This is a genomic window from Congregibacter litoralis KT71 (assembly GCF_000153125.2).
GTDB lineage: Bacteria > Pseudomonadota > Gammaproteobacteria > Pseudomonadales > Halieaceae > Congregibacter > Congregibacter litoralis.
Genome location: NZ_CM002299.1, coordinates 4,112,761 through 4,136,814 on the forward strand (window position 1 = coordinate 4,112,761; position 24,054 = coordinate 4,136,814).

The following is a 24,054-nucleotide window of genomic DNA, read 5'->3' on the forward strand; positions in this document are numbered from 1 at the left end:
TCGGCGTTATTCGCTAATGGGTAACTGATGCTGCAGCGCAAGGCTTCGGGGAAGGTCGATACGTTCCGTCAGCAACAGCTGGGCATAGGCTTTACCCTGAGGATCGGCGCGGAGACTGGCGACGCCGCCTCCCCCCAGCACATCGTGGAGCAGAAAATTCAGGGCCTGCGTACCGGGTAAGTAAAAGCGATCTACGGGCCGGGACTGCCCCGGCTTCAAAAAGTGCGCAAAATAGCTGGCGAGTTTTTCCGGGGTCAGGGCGGCCGCAATCCACGGCAGGTAATCCGGGTGTCGGGCCATAATGCCTATGTTGGCCTTATCGCCTTTGTCGCCACTGCGGCCAAAGGCTAGTAACTCCAGGGGAACCGCCACACTGTCCCGGGACAGCTCGGGAACCGGGGGCGGCGCCATGGGCGCGGGCAGATCGCCCGGACTTCCCCCCTCTTCAAGGTGCACAGGCAGCACCTCACCATCGAGCTCCAAAACGATCTCCACCTGATCTTTGGGAATCAAGAGAGAGAAGAGACGCACCACCGGCGTGGGCTTTGGTCTGGCCCCGGCAAAGCTGGCAAGGCCCGGAGGCGCTGTCAGCGCCAGCCCCACCATTTCTTTGAGAAAAATACCCACACCCCGGGGGCTGGGGTGTTTCACCGCAAGCTTCACGTCCACCTCACGGCTTCTGAAATAGCGAACGGCTGCGCCAAAATGGGATTCCACGCCCAGTATTTCAACACTGGTTTCCTGCAGGGGTTCGAGACCCGCCCGGGCTAGCATCTCCTCGGTGCGGGCAAAGATGCTCTCGGCCAGGTGCCGGGCTTTTTTGGGAGCATCCCGGCCAATCATGGTCCAGATCTGCCCCGCCCGAAAACCATCGGTCCAGGTCGCACTCACCTTATAGTCCCCGGGCGCACCATGCCCCCGGGCACCGCTCACCGCCACGAGATCAGGACCCAGCTGGGACAGCTCTACCCGGCTAAAGTCGCAGATAACATCGGGAAGCACATAGGCGCCGGGGTCCCCGATCTCGTAAAGCATCTGCTCGCCCACGGTGCCCACGCTGACCAGGCCGCCGGTGTTGTCAGGCTTGCTCACGGTGAAGCTGCCATCCGGGGAAAGCGTTGCGATGGGGTAACCGGCCGAGCCCAGGGAGTCGACGATAGACTCCCAGTCCGTGAAATTGCCACCGGTGGCCTGGGTGCCGCACTCGAGAATGTGTCCGGCGAGACTGCCCTGGGCCAGCTTGTCATAGTCCCTGCGCTGCCAGCCAAAGGCATGAATCGCGGCCCCTAGGGTCACTGCGCTGTCGACACAGCGACCGGTGATGACGATATCGGCACCGGCATCAAGCGCCGCAGCAATAGGGAACGCACCGAGGTAGGCATTGATACTGGCGATTCGCGAGGGATCGGGGAACGCCTCGCCAGAAAACATTTCTTTCGCACTGGTGAATTCGGCCGCACGCTCAGCAATATCATCACCCAGCACCACCGCAACCCGGAGGTTTAAGTCCTGCTCGGCGATGAGCGCTCGCAAAGCCTCCGCGCAAGCCCGGGGATTAACGCCGCCGGCGTTGGCGAGGACCTTCACCCCCTGCTCGGCAATCGCCGCGAGGTTTGGTCCCATGGCTGCGGTCACGAAGTCCGTTGCGTAGCCCTTGCTGTCGTCGGCGGCTCGGGCCCGCGCCATGATAGACATGGTTACTTCGGCGAGATAATCGTAAACGATGTAATCGAGGTTCCCCGAAGCGAGGAGCTGCGGCGTCGCCAGGGCGGCATCCCCCCAATAGCCCGAGGCGCCCCCTATGCGTATCTGTGCGTCGCCTGTCATCCTTGCTTTCCACCTTTGCGAGACCAGAACAGAATAGTTATGCAATACTCAATAATTATCAAGTGTTGCTCAATTATTCCTCTCGCGGCTTATAATGTGCTGAACGATGACCGTCGGGACCCACCATGACTGATACCGCCCGAAGACGATCCCGGGAACGCCTCGAGGAACGCGAGCGTGGCATCCTGGATGCCGCCACCCGGCTGTTTGCCACTGCGGGATTTCACGCCACCTCCACCCGGAAGATCGCCTCGGCGGCGGGCGTATCTGAAGGCACGGTGTTCCACTATTTCGGCAGCAAGAACGAGTTGATGCTGGGCATCCTGGATCGCTTTTACAACGAAGTGCTCAATCCAAAAGCGGCGGAGGTGCTGGATACGGTCATGGATACCCGGGGGCGCTTGCGGGCCCTCGCCCTGCATCACGTCTCATCCCTGGCGGCGGACAATGCCCTGATGCTGCGCCTCCTTCAGGTTTACGTCGGCGTAGATCTGGAGTTTCTGGGGCAAAGCGAACAGTCGCCGCTGCGCAGTCTCAATCGCGACTATGTGGGGCACCTGGATCGCGCCGTCCGCGAGGGCATGGAGCGCGGCGATCTGCGCGACAGTCTTCAGGTTCGCCCTCTGAGGGATATGTTCTTTGGCACGCTGGAGTATGGCCTGCGCACGCATATGTATCATCGCGGCGTAGACGGTCTGGCTGATTACGTGGATACCCTGCTGGATCCCCTGTGGGAAGGCCTTCGGGAGGCGGATCAACAAGGCAGCGATGCGACACTGATCGCCGAGCGTTTGGAGGCGGTCAGCCGGCGCCTGGAGCGCAGCGCTGAACTGCTGGAGGAGCGAAAAACCTCAGGGAGTCTCCACGAGTAAAAACAATGACTCGGCCGCGACGCTCTGGGTGCCGTAAACCTTGGTTCCCCGCGGTTGCTGGGCAGCGGGCCCGAGCAGTTGCAACCACTCCCCCGGCTGGGCAAGGAGCGTGGAGCTGTAGCTTTGCCGCCGCTGACCGGCTTTTTGCGACACGTCGACGATGACCTCAATGCTACCGTCCTCACGTACCGTGGGCGTCAGGGCCACGGAATCCGCATCCCGGGGCTGTTCCTGCACCTGGGTCCAGAAGAAACCGCCGCTGGCCTGGAGCTGATAGTCCCGGCCGCTGGCCCGCGCAAAGCTGACACGACTGCCGGACATGGCCGTTAGGGTGAGACTGCTGTTATCCCGGGTGGTCACGATCCCGCTGGTCGGGGGCTGATTCGCCAGGGTCAGAAAAAGGTTCTGGGCACTCGCGGTCCCGAACAGGCAGAGCGCGAGAAGAGCGCTCCAAAGCGCTTTGCTCATCGCTGTGCTCCACCATCGCCGTGTCTGCATGGCCTTTCTCCTAGGAGGAACGGGCTTGTTTGCCCGAGGAAGATTGTTTCCGCGGCGCAGGCTTTTTAGCCGCCACTCGTTTTGCCGCCGCGGGACGCTTCCCCGCAGGAGCTCCTGCCTTCGCCGTTTTAGCGCTGCTTTTTACTTTCGCTTTCGCCTTTGCTTTTGCTTTTGCTTTTGCTTTTGCTGCCGTTTTAGCGCGCGTTTTTCTCGCCGGTGTTTTATCCCCAGGCAGCAGGGCCAGCAATTCTTCAACGGAGGCTTCAAGGCAATCCATGAAAAACTCGATGTCGGGTAAGAGCTCCCGGGTGGGGTCCTAGGGATTTTGCCTCCAAATATTGCAAAAACCGCTGCAGGCCGCGCCAGCTGTGGTTTCTGGAGGCCCATTACTTATCGATTGTCGGCCGGTAGCCATCAATCGATTCCATTAAATCCTCAAGTTTTGGCAATTCACCTGTCGGTGCGAATGTGTATCTACCCCGGAGGTTGATATTCTCCCAGGCTACAGGTGAGGCCCGCTTTACTGTTTCCAGAGACATTGCATTGCCTTGATCCTCAAAGCTGTCCAGCAGATTACTGAGCACTTTTGAGTTGAAGTAGATGATGGCATTTGCCACCAGTCTGGCACTTTCGTTCCAGATCTGGATCTCCTCATCGCTATTACCCCGGAATCGGTCGCCATTGACGTGGCTAATCGCCCGTCTCAGCTGGTGATAGGCTTCACCCCGGTTCAACGCTCGCTGAACGTGATTTCTAAGGCTGGCGTCGTCAATGTAGTTCAGCAGATATTGGGCTTTCAGCAGCCGGTTATATTCGGTCAATGCCTCCAGTAATGGGTGATTGTGCTTGTAACCGGATAGTTTACGCACTAACCTGGCCTGACTGGTCTTGCGCTGAGCCAAAGAGACGGCAATCCGCTGGATGGTGTCCCAGTGAGCCATGATACGCTGCGTGTTGATCGGCTTGCGCAACGATATATGCACTTGCTGGTTCTTGTCTTCGGTGATGTTGAATAGTTCATTGATGACCCTGCCGACCTGGGCATATCGAGGTGCGAACCGATATCCGAACAGGTCGAGCAGGGCAAAGTTCACATGGTTTACTCCATGAGTGTCAGTTGAGAGCATGTCGGGGACTATCTCAGTACTGTTGTTCATCAACAGGTCAAAGATGTAATGGGATTCATGCTCATTGGCCCCGATTACCCGGGCATTGATGGCCATATGATTGGCATTCAGACTGACCGCGGACACGCCTTTGCTGGTCCCGAAGTATTTTGAGGAGTACCGCGTGCGGAATGTCTCGCGTTTGGCTTCGAACTTCTGACCATCGGCACTGGCGTGCAGAATATCTTCCTGAATGTTGTAGTGCTTGAAGATACTCAGTCGTGTAGTGGCGTTGTTGATGCGGTCATTGGACGCATTCAGGGTTTCCAACCGAAGGTAGTTCGCTTGGATAGTGCTGAGTTGTTCATAGGTGCAGTCAGAAATCTGCGCGATGCCATAGATGCCCTGATTAGTGGCATTGGCAATCAGTATCGCCAGCAGATCCACTTCGTACTGACGGCTTTTCGAGCTCAAGCCCAGCACATGTTGGAAGTCGTCAATGAACCCGGTATCCCGATCCACTACGCGCAATACATCGGCGATGCTGACCGCTTTCATTTGCTGGAAGAACGGGTTATTCACTAGGTGCTTCTTGCTGGCTGTAGGCAGCCGCCAGTGATGTTTGCCGTCTTTCGGTCGCAAAATTACGTCCCTGGTATCTGAACGCTCCAAATAGTGGCTGACTTCGTGCAACCGAAGGGTCAGCTCATCCGCCATGCGTGGAATCAGACGTTTCGGATCCTCGCTGATATTGGGTTGCTGAGTGCCCTCCACCAAGGACCCCTTCTGGTTTTTCCAGATCTCTGGCTTCACGAGATCATCCTCTAACGCCCGATATCGAATGACTTCCGGCAGCGTCAACTGGCCGTTTAAGCGGTTGGGTATCTGCAGATACAAAAACCATTCATACTTGGATTTGTCTATACTGCCATCGGGTTTCGACAGCAATGGCCGTGTGGCTTTCGGTAGTAAACGCTGATCAATGCTGACATCGCCGAGCCTATTACCGGCGACCAAATCCAACCGAGCTTGGGCCAGGGCCCCGGCTAACCGCCGCGTTTTGTCGGTACCGTCAAAACGCAGACAGCAAAAGAGCGAACGCAACAGTCCGGCTCGCAATGTGGACTCCGTATCCAGGTGCTGCCAAAATGCCTCCTCCGCCGACTGTTTCTGATTACTCAGGTATCGGCAGACTGAGTTCAGGTCGCTGACATTGAGAAACTGGAACGCCCGTTGCTGTACAGCTTGAAACGACGTATCAGGATCGATGCTGTCATCAACGAACAGGTGTAAGATATCAGCAGCTTTGCTCACATTGCGAGCTGCCTTTTGCCAATCCCGATAGACCCGTTCTTGGGCCATTTGATGCGCACGTTGTTTCACTTGCCGGAGGTGATGTATGAACCCTTCCGCAATACGTTCCAGGCCCTGCTGGTGCCGCGACTGCAGATAGCACAGCAAGTACAGGCGCTGGTTAGCAAGCGATTGACGTTTAAGTTTGGCTCCGTAGTAGTCAACCCGTTCGGCATAGTGTTGCTGGTTTTTCTGAGAGAGAGAAAGTGACTCGAGTACAGTCGTCACATCCGTCATCCACGGCTGAATATGGTGATACACGGCTATTTCTTTTTGCAACTCGGTGCCGGTAAAATTGCGGGCGCTCTGGCGTAGTTGCTGGAATGTAAACTGGCCTTCACCGGAAACCAGTGTGAGCAACATAGTTGATAGACCTTGGCTGCAAGCGGCGTCGATCTGGTCATGCAATCGTTTCTGGTGCTGGCCAATAACCTGACTGACGATCTTCTGCAGCGTACTATAGGCGGGAATTGCGATTTTCTGGCGAGCCAAATATTCGATTGCAGCGTCAAAGACTGCTCGGGGCTCCACCCAGCTTTCAGCACAGGTACACAAGTGCTCGACAAGCTGTGGCTGATGTCTTTTATCGTTCCAGTTGCTGACGCCGACGATCGATAGAACACGCGCATAGATACGGGATTTTTGGTCAGGTTTCAGGCTAAAACGCCTGAAGGTAAGGTCCCTATAGTGAAATCGGGCTATGAATACCAAGTCGTCCTGCATTGATTTGTACCTTGGGTTAAGCAGGACCGGTTTGCATTTGAAGTAGCCCAGCAAAGCAATCGCCACACAACGATATTTGCGTTGCCTTATTCTCGATATCTCCGCTAGTTCTTTGTCATTCAGCATAAAGTAGAATCGCTGGTATGACTCATTGAAGGATGGGACGCCATATAGATCCTCGACCTCGGCAGCAGTGAGGATTGATAGCCGCTTGTTTCTGCTCATTCTTTGACCTAAAGGTCGAAGAAGATACCGAATTTCTCAGCGCATTAGAAACTAATAGCCCCCTGCAGCCCACGGATGGCGGGGCCTCCGGCGGTTTTTGCAATATTTGGAGGCAAAATCCCTAGGACCCCTCTCTGACACCCAGGCATACCGCCAGTTTGGCAACGCCGTTGTTGTTCCGGTCGTGCGCGCAGTCTCACGGATAATGCGGCCCCATATTGAAGAATCTGTCCTGATACAAGAAGGTATACCCGCACAGAAGGAGTTACCGTTGGATAAGGCCAGTGGCTGACGTTGTATCGCCAGAAACACGAAGCCGGATGATGGCGGGGATACGAGGCAGTAACACCAAACCCGAGCTTTTGCTAAGAAAAGGGCTTCACGCCCTTGGCTTTAGATACAAACTTCACGACAAGACCTTGCCCGGCAAACCGGATCTGGTTTTCCCCCGCTACAAAGCAGTAATTTTTGCCAATGGTTGCTTTTGGCACTGTCACAATTGTCACCTTTTTAAATGGCCAAAAAGCAGAGCAGAGTTCTGGCAAAAAAAGATAAGTGGCAACGTCGCGCGTGATGAACAGGTATCTCAGCAGTTAAAGAGCAGCGGATGGCGTGTATTGCGTGTGTGGGAGTGCGCCTTGAAAGGCAAAACACGCATAGGCATTGAGACAGTGCTTTCGATCAGTGCCGATTGGTTGAGAGGCACTGAGGCCGAGAAGGATGTGCGCGGCTATGAATAAGGGTCACTTGTCCGAGTATTTTGTAGGCGTTGGAGTCAAGATCCTCTCGGCAGTGGATGCGGAACCGAAGTCCTCAAATCAGCACGAAATCGGTACAACCGTCGATATGCGGGCATTTTTGGGCACACAAAAAACCAGGTTCGGCGTTCGATACATCTGGCTGAGCGACGAACAAGAGACGATCTCGGATGATGGCTGGGCTACGCACTATGACTCCCGGGAAGGTAAGCCGCGCGCTGCTGAGTATCGGTTCTACTACCCACCGAACGCGATCACCAAGATCATGTCGGTTGGGGATACGTTGTTCCTGGCGAAACGGCCAGACGAATCAATTCTATTCATTGTCGTTCCCAGTGAGAGCACGATCCAGAATCAGCTTTTGTGGCTCTTCGGGATAGATGAGCAGCCTCAGATCAAATTCAAGGTTCAGAACTTTGAGGAAGAGCAGGATGATGCGAAGCTTGATTTTGTATCGAGGTTCATCCTCGATGAAATTGGTATTGAATATGAAGACCCCAATGCAAACACACTGGATTCAATCATAGACCGCTTTGGACTGATTTTCCCCAAAACAGCTGAGTTTTCAGACCTGGCACGCCTTACGTTGCCTGAAGTGGATGCGCGTGCGGATGCGGATGCCGCGCTTCTGGCGTGGCTAAATCATGAAGAAGCGATGTTTCGCCGACTGGAGAAAAGGGTTGTCGCCGAGCGTATCACTGCCGGGTTCGTGCAGGATGGCGATATAGACGTTGACGGATTCATAAGCTTTTCCTTAGGAGTTCAAAACCGACGCAAGTCGAGGATGGGGCACTCATTCGAGAACCATTTGAAGGCTGTTTTTACCGCGCACGAAATTCGATATGACTCACAGGTCGTCACCGAGAAAGGCAAAAAACCGGATTTTGTTTTTCCCGGATCAAGCCAATACTTCGATGACAGATTTCAGGCAGAGTTACTCACAATGCTGGCAGCCAAATCCACATGTAAGGATCGATGGCCGCAGATATTGCCTGAGGCGGAGAGGATAGAGCGCAAGCACTTGATTACACTCGAGCCGGGCATATCCAGGTCACAGACAGATACAATGCGCGCCTCCAACGTACAGCTCATCATCCCGCAAGGCCTGCATTCCTCCTATGCTAATGATCAGCGTTCCTGGCTGTGGAACGTTGAGAATTTCCTCACTGTTGTCTCTGAGCGTCAATCATTGATCTAAGCGGTCTAGCATGCTGTCTGGCTGACGGTTACCCTCGCAAACTCCTTCTTTCATATTAGAAGAATTTTCTACGAGTAACCGTTCGGGATCTAAGTGGGGGATTACAGACCAGCTCAGGCTTCTTTCTGAAAGTTAGTGACTGTCTTAATATGGCAGCGTTATTTTGCCAAGATGGCGGAGTGTTGCTGATGTTGAAGCCAGTCGTTTCATCACTTCATTGTTACAGAGCTAACTAGGGGAGTTCATATGGAACCCGATCTTTTTGCGATTAATTGGGATACGCTCGCTGAAGCACTCGCCGTTGTGGTCGTTTTGTCCTTCGTGATTGAGCGAGCGTTATCGCTAGTATTCGAGCACCGTAAATTTATCGACCGCTTTGATGATTCGAATCTAAAAGAATTAATAGCGCTGGGCGTTTCACTCGGCGTGGTAATGAAGTGGCAATTTGACCTCATCTCGATCATCTTCATTGGCGATGAGAATACCTTTCTTGGCTACGTCATTACTGCTGGTGTTATCGCCGGGGGCAGCAAAGGCGCGGTAAAGCTGTTCCACGATGTGTTGGGAATGAAAAGTAGCGCCCGTTTGGAGAAAGACGACAAAAAATACAAGGATCAGGACAGTGAGTAAGTTTGCGATACTGCTGCTTGCTTTTACCGCATGTGCGTCCAACGCTGCCGTTATTGAAGTTCGGCGAAACGCCATTATTCGCGCTGAGCCTGACAGAAGTGCTGCTCAAATTCTGAAAGTACAGGGCTCGAGGGCGGCGCCTACTAACGTGTCACTGGTTGGTTTGGAGCGAAACAATGGTTACTACCGCGTTTTTGTCCCCAACTCCGACGCCATTGGTTGGATAGCCAAAGGCAGCGGCAGGCTCAAGGGGTCGGATCCTCACGACACGCTGCAACACTTCGATCGAAAGGCGTTCAAGCATTGGACCGATGACGACGGCGATTGCCAGGACGCACGACATGAAGTCTTGATTCGCGACGCTGACGGGCCGGTGAGCTTTCGACATAGTACGAACTGTACCGTCGCATCTGGCTCCTGGCAGGATCCGTTCACCGGTAACAAGTTTTCAGATCCCTCCGATCTTGACATCGATCACATCGTGCCCCTAGAGAACGCCTTTCTATCTGGGGCCTGGAATTGGACCAAAGCTCGTAGAGAGGCCTACGCTAACTTTCTGAGCGATCCTATGCATTTGCTTGCGGTGGATGACAGTGAGAATCAACGCAAAGGGGGCCGTGGCCCCGAAGACTACATGCCGCCAAACGCCGCGTTTCACTGTGACTACGTCAACGCCTGGATCAAGATAAAGCGAGACTGGGGTCTCAAAATGACAGTCCGAGAAGCTGAAGCGACCTTCGGGACTCACTTCGGCTGTATCGGCTTACCCGAGTAGCTAACGAGTTAGCGCGATACGACTCACAAGGGCAGAGCACTCACGAAAAAACACACAACAATCGCCACCCACTAACTCAGAAGGGGTAAACGCTTTGGAATGGCTTCGTCACACGCGCAACATCATTGACCTCGCGCAAGAAGGAGAGGCACTCAGTACCCTAGGGGCGTTTGCTCAGCAACACCTGGATACGCTCGGCGCGATCGACGCTCGTTTTCCAGCGATTTCAGCGGCCCTGGACGACGCGCTGTCCGAAGAGGATGCCATTTTTGCGACAGCGGTAAATGCCACGGATCTCGTGGCGCTGTATGCCATACAAGACAGCACAAACGATGCGCAATCCGCACTTTCTACAATTCTCGAGGAAGCAGGTGTTAAGGCGTCGCAGTTTCAGCGAATTGTCGCCATCGCCAGAGAGGCGCTTAGCCATGTACCCGACGACTATCGCAAGCTCCTACGGCATGTCGATGCGTTCTCAGAGCAGATTCCCGGGAAAAACCCTGGACTAGTGACGCTGGATCTCAGTCAATCAATGGAAAGTGATTCACCGCTTACCCACGGGATGGCATTGGAAATGGGTGCCTCTGGGGTGGCTGCATTAGAGCTTGAAGCCGGCCATCTCGTAGCCGAAGACGAGCGCCTGCTTAGAATCGGTGTGCATGGAACGCTTGATGCGAACTTGAGCGCCTCCGCCCCCCTCGGCGCGGCGACGCTTGGCGTATCCAGTGAGGCTGAAGGCCGTATTCGCGCCGACTACCTGTTTAAAACCGCCACAGAGCGGGGTGTTTTTGCGCTTGAAGCGGCGAACGCCCTTCCTCAACTGGTTAACCCCTTATCATTGGATGATCTATTTTCGGCGATGAAATCGAGTCAGTTGGATTCGATCAGTCTCCAACTCCAAGGCAGAACCTCACTCGCGACCAATGTGGGCGTATCCAGACGACTGGATATTGCGAAACTCGCTACGGTGACTGGCGGGGTTTCGATCGAAGCGGATGTCTGGATGGGCGGTAGTTACACCCTGGATGTCATCGCACTCGACGAGGGTATTCGTGCTGAACTTTCAACAACCCGAGCAAAAGGGCAGGGGGCGGGCTTGGAGGTGGGCGTCACACTCAACGCCTCGCAAATGGCAGAGCGAGTCAAGGCTGAACTCGCACAGCCCCTCGCGGCGCTGAAACATAACCTGGACGAGATCGACCAGTTTTTACAGCCCGGGACCGCACTTAAACAGCACATCCGAACCAAACTCGATAATGAGTTTGCGAGCGACGAACCTACCTTACTGATCGCGAATCTCGCACTGGGATTTACCAATGCCAAGCAAACCAAAAACAAACTAACTGCCATTCTTTCAGGCTACCTGGACTCGCAAACATCGGCATGGCAAGAGGATCTCAATGGTGCGGTGACTGCGGGTATTCGCTGGGCCACGACCCGTAACCCAGGCCTGCAGCAACCGGCTATCACCGATAAGTTAAAAAGGGCTCTTAAAGAAGCTATCAAGCAAGGAGGGGCTGACCTACAGTCACGCGTCGATGAGATTGCACAGGACAGTCAGCGCCTCGATCGTCTCCTCGAAGGTTTGGCCGAGGTCGGCGTCAATGTATCCAGTACCGCAGACCGAGCTGACACGGCTTTGTCCGGGGTCAAAAAGGGTCTTCAAAACTATCGGAAATTGGTCGCCGACCTGCTGCATAAGGCCGAGGAGGTGGCCACCGCCGACTTGCAGTTCCAACTGTCTCACAGTGTGGTCGTGTCGAGCGGCTCCACGGTGGACGCCTCCGCGACCATAACCCGAGTCAACAACGGTACACGCGCAGCGTATGCTGCCTTGGTGAGTGGGCAGCTCGAGCGTATCCTGAAACTGGACGACAGTACTGTAGCCGGCGTTTCGTTGACATTGGGTAGCTGGCAGCGATTTGCGCATTACCAAGAGAACCAGGGCATTTCGGTGGTCGTCCTCGATTTTGACCTCAAGGACACGACGGTGTTTTCAAGCAACGCACGGGTACAGGTAGATTCAGACGGCGCCATTAGCGTGCTCGCCGAAGCCGATTGGGTAAAACGACGCTCTTTTTTTAAAGAGAGCCGAGAATTTCATTTTTCGGGTATCTACAGTTTATCGACGGCACGCTTCAGCCGCTCTTACCGGGGTGCCATTGATATCACCTATCAGGACAAGCATGGGCGAGAGCGGGATATCCAAGCCTTCTATGAACGCTTGATCGACGCGAACTTGATTTCGCCACTCACAGCGGAAAATGCGAAAACACGACTCTCCCACGCAAGCCATAGGGCGGGCGGTGCCAATGTCGCCATGGAAATCTCGGCCACACTGGAGCTCACGAGTGCTGAGCTAGAGCGCCTGATCGGAGTCAGTTCGGCTAACCGACTCTCAAAGCGTTCATGCGCTGAACACACACTGCGAAGTTTGCTAGCCAGTGGGGCGATGTCCGAGGAAACCTTCGCCTTGGGGGTAGACGGACTCCGCAGGACGCCACGCTTTAATCGAGATGGTACGCCGGAGGAACTCCTTCAGTCTCTTACGATACAAAGAATAAGAGAAGCTCAGAGGAATTTCTCCAATCACGGAGCCGCAGACACACGCGACGCACTGAAAGAATGGATTAAAGCTAAGAAAAAGTCCGATAGCCTCTTCGATATGCTTCGCGGCATGGCGGCGGTTTATCAGGCGAATCCGGAGGACCTCAAGAAAAAGAACCTCGAAAAGTGGTATCGCAAAAAACAGGAACCTATCGGCGATGGCCTGAGAGAATGGGTGACATTCGACGGCGTGTTGATTGATCCTATCCGGCCAGAACTAAGTGAGCAGACACTCGCGCTATTGATGATCATTGCGGACCTATCAGACCCCCACCGGGTGGGCAGTTTCCCTCTACAGGGATACATCCGCCTTGCAGGGGAAGAAATTACATCGGCTGTTTAAGCGGCTGGCCCAGATCAAAGACTGTTGCGCACAAACTGCGTCGCCGTCCAGCCAGGTCCAAACGAAAGGGGTCTTGCGCGGGTGTCCTTGAAAGCGATCGGCCGCTGCGCACTTGGGCTGCTCGCACAGCATGGAATAGATGACTGTCGAAACAGCCTTGCAGTAACGGCCCAGCCGCAGACTTTAGACTTTGCGCAGGATCCAGATCAGCAACATAAAGTAAAGAGCGACAACCGCTGGCGCTAAAGTCGCTGGCTCAATCACCAATGGCCCCAGGATCCATGAGGCAACGAAAACGCTCATGCTGACAATTGCGGGGATGAGAAAAGCTGCTAGCGCTCCACGCAAGCCTGCCCTTTTAAATCCGCGTCGCACAAACATGGCAAGAATAACCATCGCCACAGCGGTCACGCCGAAAGTCACAATTCTAAGCCACCAATCATTTAATGCGAATGCGACCCAAGCATCTGCAAGTAAAGCGGGTACGCCAATAAGCAGGAGGGGAACCAGTGTCACCAACGTGAGAACAGGCATCGCTTGTCCAAGCAAGCGAATTGTGCTCCCCCATAACCCAAGCTGGGCCGCTGGAGGCGATGCGCTTGGTACAAGGTCCTGATCCAACACAAAATCGGCGATACTATCCCAAACTTTCTCATCAATGCCCGCGCCGTGACCCCCTGACACATACTTGAAGTTACCGTTCCCCAAATATTCGAACCCGTTGTGTCCAGCGCTCCCTAAATCTTGTATCGGCATGATCTCAAACAGTTGCGGAAATGCAGCGACAACAAGATCGCGGGTCGCGACGAAATTCAAAACCGTCTGCACTTGTCCACGCGTGATTACAGCGTTCCAGTCGTAGTCTTTGCCAACAACGCTGCCCGCAAATACGACACGCTCAAACGCAAAGCCGCCGATATCTCGATAACTCTCCAAGGCTTTCGCAAGCAGATATGTGCCGTTGGAATGGCCGACATAGGAAAACCTGGCGTTGGGGAAGCGCGCCCGGGTCTCCAATACGGTTATTTTCGCCCAAACGCCCGAAAAGGTGCAGTAGCGATACCGGGGTTCACGCGGTCATACCCCAGCTCCGGGCGTCCGTTTTGGCAAGATTTTTCGCCATCTGAGCGAGGTTGACGGGTCTCAGGTCCTCATCAAATCGGTACCGTCCGTAGAAGTTGATATGCTGCCAAGCTAGTGGCGTTACTCGTTGCAGCGTATCGATAGCGCCATGGTCAGACTGGTCAACCAGGGTTTGCAGGAGTTCCGATAGGATCTCGCTGTTGTAGTAAACGACAGCGTTGGCGATGAGCCGGGTGCACTCGTTCCAGAGCTCTTGTTCGTGCTGTGAACGGACGCGAAAACGGCCACCATGGGCATAGGCGATGGCCCGGCGCAGCCGGTGATACGCCTCGCCCCGGTTGAGCGCGCGGTGGACGTTGCGACGCAGCAGCGGAGAATCGACGTAGTCCAGCAGATACAGGCTACGGATGATGTGCTCGAACTCCCACAGCGCCTGTTTAGTGCGATTCTGACGGCGATGACTGCTGAGCTTGGAGACAATCACGCTTTGCGATGTGGTTTTGAGCGCCAGAGATAGCAGGATTCGCTCGATGTTCTCCCATTCGGACTCGATCAGGGATTCCTTGATGCGCCGGACCGGCTTGATCGCGCAACCCGCATAGGCGTTTGGAGGTTTGAAAGCGTACAGACCCGTCTGGGCCTTACGGCGGAAGTCTCGATAACGCGGCGCGAACCGATACCCGAACAGGTGGAGCAAGGCGAAGTTCACCTGGTTGGTCCCATGCGTATCAGTGGAGTGAGTATCGGGCTGAATGTCGGTGAGGTTGTTGAAAAGCACGTCGAACACGTAGTGGCTCTCGTGCTCGTTGGCACCGATGATACGAGCACTCAGGGGCACATGACTGGCGAGCAACGTATAGGCAACCACGCCTTTCTTGAGACCGAAGTACTTCGATGAATGGCGTGAGTTAACGGTCGGTATCGCGGATTCAAACTTCTGCCCGTCGCTCGAGGAGTGCACCGTGTCACCAATGTCGTAGTGCTTGAAGATCGGCTGTCGTGCCGTGGCATTGGCAATGCGATCGTTCGCTTCCTTCAGTGTTTCCAGGCGTAGGAAGTTTGTCGCAGTTCCGGAGAGTTGTGCCCGGGTGAGATTTGAAATCTCAGCCATGCGTCCCACACCGATATTGGTTGCAAAGGCCATAAGCGCGGCGATTGTCAGAGGCGGACTGGCCCGTTCCCGCTGGTACCGTCCCATCACATGCTCGAAGGCCGACAGGAATCCCGTCTTCCGATCCACGTATAGCAGCAGCTGATCAATATCGATGCGCTCGGCCGTGTCGAAGAGCGGTTCGTGGGAGCTGTCTGGATCCGCACCCTGGGTGCGGTTCCACTGTACCTGTCCGTCTCTCAGGTGGACGAAGCTGTTCTCTCCGCGTCGTATCCGCTCGTTCACCGCGTCGAAACGGCTGCTGAGGGTGTCCTTGAGTTCGGCGAGCTGGGAACTGATGGGGGTCACCGAGGGCAGCGCTTTTGGCAGCAACGTATCCCTGTGCGCCCACGTCGCTGCATCGACGAGGTCATCCTCGAAGCTGCGATAGCGGGCGCTGTCGGTGCAGTAGACATCACCGGCTTCGATCCGGTCGCGCAACACCCTGTACAGGAGAAACTCATACCGGTCGCGATGCAGAACACCCTGTGGCATCACGTACCGTCGATGCCGATCAGGGACCCAGCTTAGGTCGCAGTTCGATGGAACTTGGTGTCCCATGACGAACGCGTCAGCCAGATGGTGACAGGACTCGATGAGGTTATGCTGGGGTGCGGGACTGCTCCAGCGCAGAAAGCGAATCAGAGGCCGCAGGTTACGTTTCACCTTGGGCATCAGCGCATCTACTGCATCCCACTCGAACTGAGCCTCATCAAGACTCTGCTCGCCCACCAGATAATCACACAGCCGCGCGATACGATCAGCGGGTAGGAGTTCAGCGGCCGCCGCCCTGACCTCGCCAAACGGCATGGCGTCCTGGATCTCGGGGTCGATAAACAGATGCAGGAGTTTGGCACCCTGATCGAGGTCGTCGTTAGCTTCGCGCCGGTAACGTAGAAAGGCCTCTTTGGCAGTCTCGTTGACCTCGTCCACGTAACACCGAAGCAGGGAGCAGAACGCGGCGATCAGATGATCGTGTAAACGCTGATATCGGTCCCTAACGAAGCACAACAAGTACAGACGCGTCATCTGTCGCTTCATCCGCTTGAGCTTGTAGACGGTGTAATAGTCCACGAGCGAGGCATAGAAACGAACGCTCTCCACAGAGAGGTTGGCATCACCGATGACACGCTGTGCGACACCGTAGAGCCCCTGCAATCGTTCCCCGCGGTCGATCTCATTCAGCAGCTGACGGTGGCTGAAGTCCCGCAGCGGATGTTTGATCGACGTGATGGCGTGCAGCCCTTCGTCATCCCGCAGGAGCGCATCCAGCCGCCGGCGATCGTCGGCTGACAGGGCCTTTGCCAGGGCGTCAGATAGCCGGTCCCGTTCGAAGACCAATGCGCGGCGGACCACGTCCTGCAGATAGGTATATCCCGGCAGAACAATCCGCTGCTGTCGCAAATAATCCACGAGGTCCCGGAGTACATAAACCGGTCGACTGGAGATACGTGCCGCCTCCAGGGCGCGCGTTTCCAGATCCAGACGAGCACGGTCATCGAGCAGGGAGTAGCCGAAGAGTTCAAGAATCCAGCTTACGTGCAACTGCCGGGTGTGCTTCGACACCTGAATATCGAAGCTACGAACATCCAAGAGTTCGGCGAGGTAACGAATGTCATCGCCCATCGCGTCCTCGTCGACGACAAAGAAGCGCTGACGGGCCTTAAAGTAGCCCAGTAACAGCCGAAAATGGAGTCGAGTCCTTGGAGTACGAGCAAGCTCAAAAACTGTTTGTTCGCGCCGATTCGTCGAGAAGAACAGCTCCCGTTCCGTCGCTGTCAGCGTCGGAAATCCCCACAGAAGCTCGTACTCTTCCGGGGTAAGAATCTGCAGCCGGTGCCCTTGGGGTAGGAAGTCCTCTGCGTATGTATCGACCATGATGATGACCCGCAAAGGTCATCATCATATCGACGGGAAATCGGTCAGCGCTATCGTTCTGCTACTGCACCTTTCCGGGCATTTGGGCGAACTTAACCAATACCGTATCGGCCAACCATTCCACCTTTTTGCGGCGAACCCACGGAAACATAAACGGCCCCATACCCAGGTAACCATAGCTTGCCGTGACACGCTCCAGCGTCCCTCGCTGCTCGGCTGGACAGCGTCGCCAGATATGACGTGCAATCTTATCGGTCCAAAACCCGCGGTCACGAATGCCATGAATGACAAACACCACATGCTCTACTGTCTCTTGGTGTTGTCTGTTAGCTATCTGTTGGGACAATGTCCAGGGACGTACCTCATACTCCGCAATTTGCGCCTGTGGCCCAAGGGCGATCTGAAGCACTTCAGCTCGTGTGTCACCGTGCTCACGATCAGCACTCATCTCGACAACACTTCGATGTCCCGAGAATGGCACATCCAGATATCGAAAGTTCTCGCCCGTCACCAGGTCGATGGCATCTTCAGGACCAACCATGTCATCAATGGTGCCCAAAAGCTGCACGACTAATGGCATGCGGTGCTTTTGGGCACGATCTAGCCATTCAAACCTCAGTCGCGTGAGAAAGTGAGAACCTCGACGAAGATCGAAGAGGATGGGAGGGAGACCAAAAAGCGACAGTGCATGTCCCAGCACAGAGCCGAATGACCAGGCGATCGCCTGACCAATTGAAAGGTGGTGGGAGATTTGCCAGCCCCTGTTCATGCCAGCAAGCATGACGATTCGACCCTTGGCCTGCAGGCTCTTGGCCCAAGGAGCCTCATTTTTTTCACCGGCAAGGTAAACCGCCCGCGCCAAGGGTCCACCGGCGCTGTGCCCAATGATCACCAGTTCACTATAGTGTTCATGCCACTGATCGTTCAGGAGCTGCACTAAATCGGCAACCGCATCGCTCAGCCTGTCGAAAGAGAATACTCTTCGGTGGGGTAAGCGAGGGAGCAAGATCTCTGCGCTTGGATACGCCCTTTTCACGATGACTTGGACGGACGAGAGAATGCGAGGTCCACCCACCCCGTGAATAATGAGAACGAGAGGACGGCGCGACTCAAGATTTCCTGCGCTTTGATTCTTTTGCTCTTCTATCATCGTAGTCGCCATTGACTAAATGAATCTTCGATTACGCCGCATAGTGTCGACCGCTTCAACTTCCTAGACCGCGCTTGGCTGAAGATCGACACCTAGCGGGGATCGTATGAGGAGATCGGCCATGGTACTAACGCACTCCGACGACTATTTGGGCAAGCCTGGTTCAACCTGGCGCATCTGGGCGTAGACCTTCTTGAAAATCTTTTCAAAGCCGTCTTCGGTGGGATGAATTTCATTGAGCCAGTCTTTCTTCGATCCCGGACGCAAGGTGTACTGCGTGGGTGTCACAACCAGTCGTCCTCCCGCAGCTTGCTGTTGTGCAAGATGAGTCACTCCATTTGCAAACTCATTCAACATGAACTCAATGATCGGCAAGTGGAATTTGCGCGGGATGTTTCTGCGTACCAAGTAGGGATACACCCACGGCTTTGACTTAATCAGACCCCAAAAAAACTCCGCCCCTTGGTCCCAGGGTTTCGCAATATCGTAAGTGTGTGTCACGATCTTGGCATTCGGCATTACGTCCTCACACAACCAAATAAGCCGTTGATAGGCCAGCACAATTGCTTCTATCTTGGCTTCGAATCTCGGCATATTGATGCAGTCTTTAAAATCCGTTTGTCCCGTGTATTCCTCGAGCAATGGCAGCATGTCATTTTTACCGACAATGTCATTGCCACCACCAGAAAACATCAATAGGCGCACATAGTCCCGATTCTTCTTCAACACCTTATAGAGGGTCTTGAGCTGTTTACCCGACGTCATCCCGACCGCCTCGTCACCATTGGATGCCATACGAAGCAAGTTCACCGTGTCCGTCTGTTTCACCTTGGCTTCCAGGTGATGCACGATGTTCATGTCAGCACCAAAGGCGATCCATTTCTTGGGGTAGGCAAACCACGAATCACCTTCCGCAACGATACCGATCCTATCTGGTTTAGCTTTACACACATGGGCAAAATCGGAAGAGAGGTAAGTGATGCCGCTGTTGGTGGCGAGACGCCGACGACGCTGGATCGGTGTTTCGTTAGGCATATCAATAGTCTCCTTTACAGATAAACCGTCTTAGCCCCCGTTAAAAGGACGCTCCAGCAGAGGGCGGTTTGTGATCATTAGCGCTAGCCTGATCCGCGGGTAACGCGTTAGTCGTTGCTGCCGCCCACAGTAGCACGGCACCCACCGTCAAAATGACAATTTCCCAAAAGACGAACCAGCCCGCACTGAGGGCATCAATTGTTTTCAGCGTGACGAGGTAGAAAAACAAGTAGGTCGTTAGCAATACGACAAGAATCGTGTCGACATTAAACTGAACCACCAGTAATGCGGCCACGATAAGCAGGAAAAGAAAGGACAGACCAACAACAACCGGCTTGTGGCCAGTCTCTCCGTTAAAGGGTACGCGTAGCCAATACCCTAACCGCACGAAATACCAGGCGACAAAACCAACGAAGCGGTTGCCATTCACCGTAGAGATGATGTCCCGAAACAGTGCATCCGCGACATCTCGGCGTACGGGAAATTGCGTGCGATGCCCCTGAGACGTTTCCTTCGTCAGATAGCCGTATCTGAAGGCATAGTCGTGAAGAATTGACGCGACAAGCAACATGCCCAAGGGGCGCAGAACGCCGATCGTCAGCAAACTGATCAGCCAGGGAACCGGAATGGACGCACCATCGAATACAAACCGCACGCCTTGCGTTTTCTCAGGCACGACAATCGTGCCAGACAGCCCAGGATAGCGATCACTAACGATAGAGGCACGCCAGTCCTCGGTCAGATAAAACTCTCGCTTCTTGGTTGCGAGTGAGATTTGTTGCAGCGAGGAGGCGTTTGGATCGGTAACGAATGATTTAAAAATAATGCGTGGGATGCTTAGCGAAATCGTGAAGCCCGTCCCCTCTCCATAGACCTCGGGTGTGTCCTGCTTCGATTCCCGCTCAGCACTGAGCAGTTTATCTCCCGCTTCCGAGGAGGTCTGACTAATGTACATAGCAACCATCCATTTCGTTCACGGACGCGCATCAACGCACGTATTGCGCCCTTCAGGTCGGGTAAGCACGACATTATCGATACGTGGCAACGTCGCGAACTCCATACAGTGACTCAGACCAGCGACTTTCTTTCGCAGGAACGCGCTCGCCTTAGATTCCTGACCGATACTGTATCCGAGTATCGACGCCATCCCAGTGAAAGGCTCTTGTGTCGATCCCGTAAAACTATCCCAATGAATAAACACGACGCGCTTGGGCCAAACGGTTTCCACTGTGCTTCGCCAGAATTCTTTGAGGTAATCGTCGTCTTGACGACCAATGGCCCCAATACTCAAAAAAAGCGTGTCGATATTTTTATCACTGTACGCGTCGAGACCTGACATCAGACCGGCGGTCCCTGTGACAATGAATTGATGCGCCGGGTGATCCACATACAGCGTCCACGACGTCCCCATCTCAAAATCCCATACCTTGCCAGCTAGCTGGTCGCGAGGCTCGACCGTGGTGCCTTCGCCAATCGCCGCTTCGATAGGGCAAGGGAACGGGATATGGTTGGTATCGAGGAAATGGATACGAAAGTCACCGACTTCGATAAGTCGCTTGTCGCTGATATCACAGAATGTCGCTGTCGCTGTCGGTGTATCCGAATTCCTGATTTGTTGAGCATTGTAGGCCTGTGCAAGTCTCCCGATCGAACGATCCCCATACAGACGAGCGCCTGTATGAGCAGCAACCACAGGCGCATCCATGGCGTGGTCAAAATGCGCATGGAGGGGAATGATGGCCTGAATATCGTTGGGGTCCAGGTCGAGACGTTCTAAGGCATCTTGGATTTGTCCCTCATTAGGGGTTAGCGTGGTGAACAAGGTTTGAAATGGCGTGTGGCGCGCGAACCATCCGTCCGTCATCCAGCGATTCGAACCATCGAAAAACGTGAGTGTTGAAGTGCCAAAAAATTGAACGCTAACCTCTTGGCTTCCGTGTCGGCGTTCGGACGAAGGTAGTACCTCAACGCCGTCGAAAGCCACCGGTGAGGGCGGGTAGGATACCCAGCTGGCACAACCGACCATCAGCATGGTGGCGGTGAGCGTCGCTAACCCGCAACAAAACCATCGTCGATCCGCTCGTATCATCGGGTTACTGAACACGGATGTCCGTGACCCCTGACCCAGTCATCAAAACCCCGCGCCTTTGCCGGAAGGCAAGGCTGTGTCGCTAAGCCGAAAAACCTGCGTATTGAGCATGCCCGCGATGCTGGCGATATTTTCCTCAGCAACACCCCCATGCTTGAGCAACCAAAAAACTTGCGCGCCCGCAACGACGGGATCCAGCACGCCAGAATTCTGAGCGCAGCTCTCGCCGGCGACGGGAACGTCATCGGCTGCCCCGTGGCGACCTTTATCCTGCGGGCCATACACATTGAACTGCGTGATGGGGGCACATTCATACGCAGCCAGAGCGTGATCGGGAACGTTCGCACAACAGTTCCCGCGTAGCGCATGCCCTTGTGAATAGGAATCCTGTATGAGGTGCAAAATGGCGCCCAGGGCATTACTTCGAACGTGCTGCGGCGTCATATCGACATCGCAGGAATAGATGTTCACGTTGCAGCGAAACGCAAACAGACTCCCCACAAACCAGGGAGAACCCTTGTTGACCACACAGGGAAATTCGTCCTCGCCGTTAGGAACCATCAAGTCAGCAATGGGGTTGCCGTTATTGTCCTTTTGGCCCGTCCAGTAGTTACAGTGAATGTCCTGGATGAATAATATCCCATCGGCATTAGGGTGATTCTGAAGAACCGCCAACGAAAAATCGATCCAGGCCATGATTTTGCTTTTCGTCTGCGTCGCGTCCGTGCGAACGTCTGAACTCATCGCATGCATAAACTGCAGATTACCGTAGTGGGTGCTGCAGCGAAGGCCGGTCTGGATATCAGCGTCCTTTCCCATTCGCTTACAACCGATGCCCACATTCCATAACCAGCGGACAAGCCCGACCGGATTGGAAAATCTAAGCTCTGAAACTGGGTCGTCTGGGTAGCGAACGGCATCTTTAACACGGTCTTCATTCCACACACCGAGATCAATGTTGGAGAGGTCGAAGGCGGGCGTCCAGTCGTCGGGACGTGTGCCACAGGCCATTGGGGTGGTGGGAGATATCTCAGCACAATACAACGAATCAAGGGTCATGCTTTCGTGATGATCACCAGCCAGCCAAATGGTCCGGCTCGCGCTCTGCTGTGAGAATAGAGCTGCAACAAGCGCGATTAGTAGAAGCGGCGATGATCGCATAGCCTATCTCGTCATCAATTAGATCACCCTAAGGTAACTGCTGTTGTTCTCCAGGTCTAGGGTCCGCAAATCGCTAACGATGCCACAGGAGTTATCTCAGCTCACCTCTGACGTGAGCCTGATACGTTTCTACAATAATGCGACTATTCGCGCTAGGCACATCCGCAGCAACGTTTCACTAACAGAACCGCGAGTAACGCCTCTGGTAGCCCAGCGGAGCTTCGATGTGCCACGGTGAGCAAGCACGTACACGTTCCGTGATTTTATAGGGCACTGATCGGGCGACTTGAATACGCTAACATGAATTCTTTGGCTCATTAAGGTGACCTGTATCCAGTGGACGACAGTATGCAGACAACTAGCGGGCCTAGCATCGCATTCGTAGAAGAGTCGGCGGGATTCAACGCCGCGCCCGTGCAGTTCACAGATGGCCCGCTTCAGCCTGACACCACGATGACCGTTCTCATCGCATGGGTGTTGGGGCTTCTTGCAGTAACGCAGTTCATTCGACATGTCACTAAGGATGCAGATGACGATTTGGCGCCTGAAAAGCGTGAGGCTTTATCGGACACCCTGCTAGGGCTTAACCAGGACCGTTTGTCCTCTTACGTTCCAAACTTCAACATGGTGTTTGATCGATTCTTTGGCGAGAACCATCTCGCATGGCGATGCTTTTTACGATCGACCATCGTATCAGTAGTGTTGTACATGATTGTGGCAACAGCGTTTGGTATAGCCGTGACGGAAAAAAAATACCAAGTTGGATTCCTTGCAATGGTCGGGCTGTTGCTTAACGCGCCTGCAGACTACATATCTCTGCTTGAGACGCGATGGCTTCTTGGAAAAACCATCTCAATCAGGAAGAAAATTGTGTTGGATATCGTCTTTACGTCGGGAATTACTGTGCTGTGGCTAGCACTAACGGCGTTTACGGTTGCTTATTGGGCGACCATTCAAGGCTCTGGCCCAGGAGCACCAGATATTGTAGCTAAACTGGTGGAGTCGTTAGCAACAATGGATCACGACACGCAACGATTTCTTCTTTCAGTTGTTATCACCGCATTTTCCACGTCTGTCTGGTTCTGGCTACACGGGTTGAGCGAGGCAATGATAAAAACCTATGCGGCTATCAAACCGCTCATGTCCTGGTTGAACGTACGGGGCAAGCCGCTGAGGGCAATAGGTGTGGTGATAAACGTCTACGTGATCGCGATAGCTGTCATCATTCTACCGGTTTATTGGGCTCTAAAGTAGCCAGGTATCTATGTTCCGAATGCTGAGGTTACGTACTCAAGAAAACTAGCCCCCTAATTCGACCAGCGGAAACACTATGCTGAGAAAGGTGGACTTCCCCCTGTACGCATGTCAGTTCCCAGCTATTCAGTTTTCTCGCGAATTACAAAACCTAATTGGCTCGTCTTCATTAGGTCAGTGATGATATCTCGAGCTGCTTCACCGTACTTCTGCGTGTTTTTAAATACAAACTTCCATCCTCTGACGAGTAGAACTCAATGGCTACTGTCATCTCGCGTTCACAATATATTTCAGAAATAGTTTTTAAAATTTGACTTTTGTAAGCAAGAAGACTGCTGT

At 54.2% G+C, this 24,054-nt stretch carries 18 protein-coding genes; 7 read left to right on the forward strand and 11 right to left on the reverse strand.

Going from position 1 to position 24,054, the window contains the following annotated elements; genetic code table 11:
- Positions 1-6: 6 nt before the first annotated feature.
- Entirely contained in the window at positions 7-1,827 is a 1,821-nt protein-coding gene (locus tag KT71_RS18640; RefSeq protein WP_008293770.1) for an acyclic terpene utilization AtuA family protein, read from the reverse strand.
- 125 nt (positions 1,828-1,952) lie between these two features.
- Here KT71_RS18640 and KT71_RS18645 point away from each other — a divergent pair, with 125 nt between their 5' ends.
- On the forward strand, positions 1,953-2,699 hold the full coding sequence (locus KT71_RS18645) for a TetR/AcrR family transcriptional regulator (RefSeq protein ID WP_008293769.1): 747 nt from the start codon (positions 1,953-1,955) through the stop codon (positions 2,697-2,699).
- On the opposite strand, the gene KT71_RS18650 is transcribed toward KT71_RS18645, so the two are convergent.
- The 3 genes from KT71_RS18650 to KT71_RS18660 all read right to left on the reverse strand — a co-directional run bounded on the left by KT71_RS18650 (position 2,679) and on the right by KT71_RS18660 (position 6,604).
- Complete coding sequence (locus KT71_RS18650) at positions 2,679-3,197, reverse strand: hypothetical protein (RefSeq protein WP_023660344.1); 519 nt, start codon at positions 3,195-3,197, stop codon at positions 2,679-2,681. The genes KT71_RS18645 and KT71_RS18650 overlap by 21 nt on opposite strands.
- Before the next feature lie 10 nt (positions 3,198-3,207).
- Entirely contained in the window at positions 3,208-3,474 is a 267-nt protein-coding gene (locus KT71_RS20665; protein WP_008293767.1) for a hypothetical protein, read from the reverse strand.
- A gap of 109 nt (positions 3,475-3,583) precedes the next feature.
- Entirely contained in the window at positions 3,584-6,604 is a 3,021-nt protein-coding gene (locus KT71_RS18660) for a Tn3 family transposase (RefSeq protein ID WP_008293723.1), read from the reverse strand.
- 284 nt (positions 6,605-6,888) lie between these two features.
- Here KT71_RS18660 and KT71_RS18665 point away from each other — a divergent pair, with 284 nt between their 5' ends.
- The 5 genes from KT71_RS18665 to KT71_RS18685 all read left to right on the forward strand — a co-directional run bounded on the left by KT71_RS18665 (position 6,889) and on the right by KT71_RS18685 (position 12,915).
- Positions 6,889-7,344: a very short patch repair endonuclease gene (locus KT71_RS18665; protein WP_008293764.1), complete on the forward strand. Its 456-nt coding sequence runs from the start codon at positions 6,889-6,891 to the stop codon at positions 7,342-7,344.
- A complete protein-coding gene (locus KT71_RS18670) occupies positions 7,337-8,560 on the forward strand; it encodes a type II restriction endonuclease (RefSeq protein ID WP_040362519.1) in 1,224 nt (407 codons plus the stop codon). The genes KT71_RS18665 and KT71_RS18670 overlap by 8 nt, the downstream gene beginning before the upstream one ends.
- Positions 8,561-8,806: 246 nt before the next feature.
- Positions 8,807-9,190 (forward strand): hypothetical protein, encoded by a 384-nt coding sequence (locus tag KT71_RS18675; RefSeq protein ID WP_008293761.1) that lies wholly within the window; start codon positions 8,807-8,809, stop codon positions 9,188-9,190.
- Positions 9,183-9,965 carry an HNH endonuclease family protein gene (locus KT71_RS19905; RefSeq protein WP_008293760.1) on the forward strand — a complete coding sequence of 261 codons (783 nt, stop codon included), beginning with the start codon at positions 9,183-9,185 and terminating at the stop codon, positions 9,963-9,965. Before KT71_RS18675 ends, KT71_RS19905 begins: the two co-directional genes overlap by 8 nt.
- Positions 9,966-10,059: 94 nt before the next feature.
- A complete protein-coding gene (locus KT71_RS18685; RefSeq protein ID WP_008293759.1) occupies positions 10,060-12,915 on the forward strand; it encodes a hypothetical protein in 2,856 nt (951 codons plus the stop codon).
- Positions 12,916-13,098: 183 nt separating this feature from the next.
- Here KT71_RS18685 and KT71_RS18690 read toward each other — a convergent pair whose 3' ends face one another.
- The 7 genes from KT71_RS18690 to KT71_RS18720 form a co-directional block, all read right to left on the reverse strand.
- Positions 13,099-13,932, reverse strand: a complete 834-nt coding sequence (locus KT71_RS18690; protein ID WP_008293758.1) for a hypothetical protein — start codon at positions 13,930-13,932, stop codon at positions 13,099-13,101.
- Positions 13,933-13,984: 52 nt separating this feature from the next.
- Positions 13,985-17,026, reverse strand: a complete 3,042-nt coding sequence (locus KT71_RS18695) for a Tn3 family transposase (protein WP_023660346.1) — start codon at positions 17,024-17,026, stop codon at positions 13,985-13,987.
- 61 nt (positions 17,027-17,087) lie between these two features.
- The gene (locus KT71_RS18700; RefSeq protein ID WP_023660347.1) at positions 17,088-18,176 is read right to left on the reverse strand and encodes an alpha/beta hydrolase family protein; all 1,089 of its coding nucleotides are present in this window, start codon (positions 18,174-18,176) and stop codon (positions 17,088-17,090) included.
- A gap of 144 nt (positions 18,177-18,320) precedes the next feature.
- Entirely contained in the window at positions 18,321-19,211 is an 891-nt protein-coding gene (locus KT71_RS18705; protein ID WP_008293755.1) for a hypothetical protein, read from the reverse strand.
- Between the two features lie 40 nt (positions 19,212-19,251).
- Positions 19,252-20,166, reverse strand: coding sequence for a DUF1353 domain-containing protein (locus tag KT71_RS18710; RefSeq protein ID WP_008293754.1), 915 nt, complete (start codon positions 20,164-20,166; stop codon positions 19,252-19,254).
- A gap of 18 nt (positions 20,167-20,184) precedes the next feature.
- Positions 20,185-21,315 (reverse strand): MBL fold metallo-hydrolase, encoded by a 1,131-nt coding sequence (locus KT71_RS18715; protein WP_023660348.1) that lies wholly within the window; start codon positions 21,313-21,315, stop codon positions 20,185-20,187.
- Positions 21,316-21,342: 27 nt separating this feature from the next.
- Positions 21,343-22,461 (reverse strand): hypothetical protein, encoded by a 1,119-nt coding sequence (locus tag KT71_RS18720; RefSeq protein WP_023660349.1) that lies wholly within the window; start codon positions 22,459-22,461, stop codon positions 21,343-21,345.
- A 336-nt stretch (positions 22,462-22,797) separates the two neighbouring features.
- On the opposite strand from KT71_RS18720, the gene KT71_RS18725 reads away from it, so the two are divergent.
- Entirely contained in the window at positions 22,798-23,715 is a 918-nt protein-coding gene (locus tag KT71_RS18725) for a hypothetical protein (RefSeq protein ID WP_040362522.1), read from the forward strand.
- The last annotated feature ends 339 nt before the right edge of the window (positions 23,716-24,054 follow it).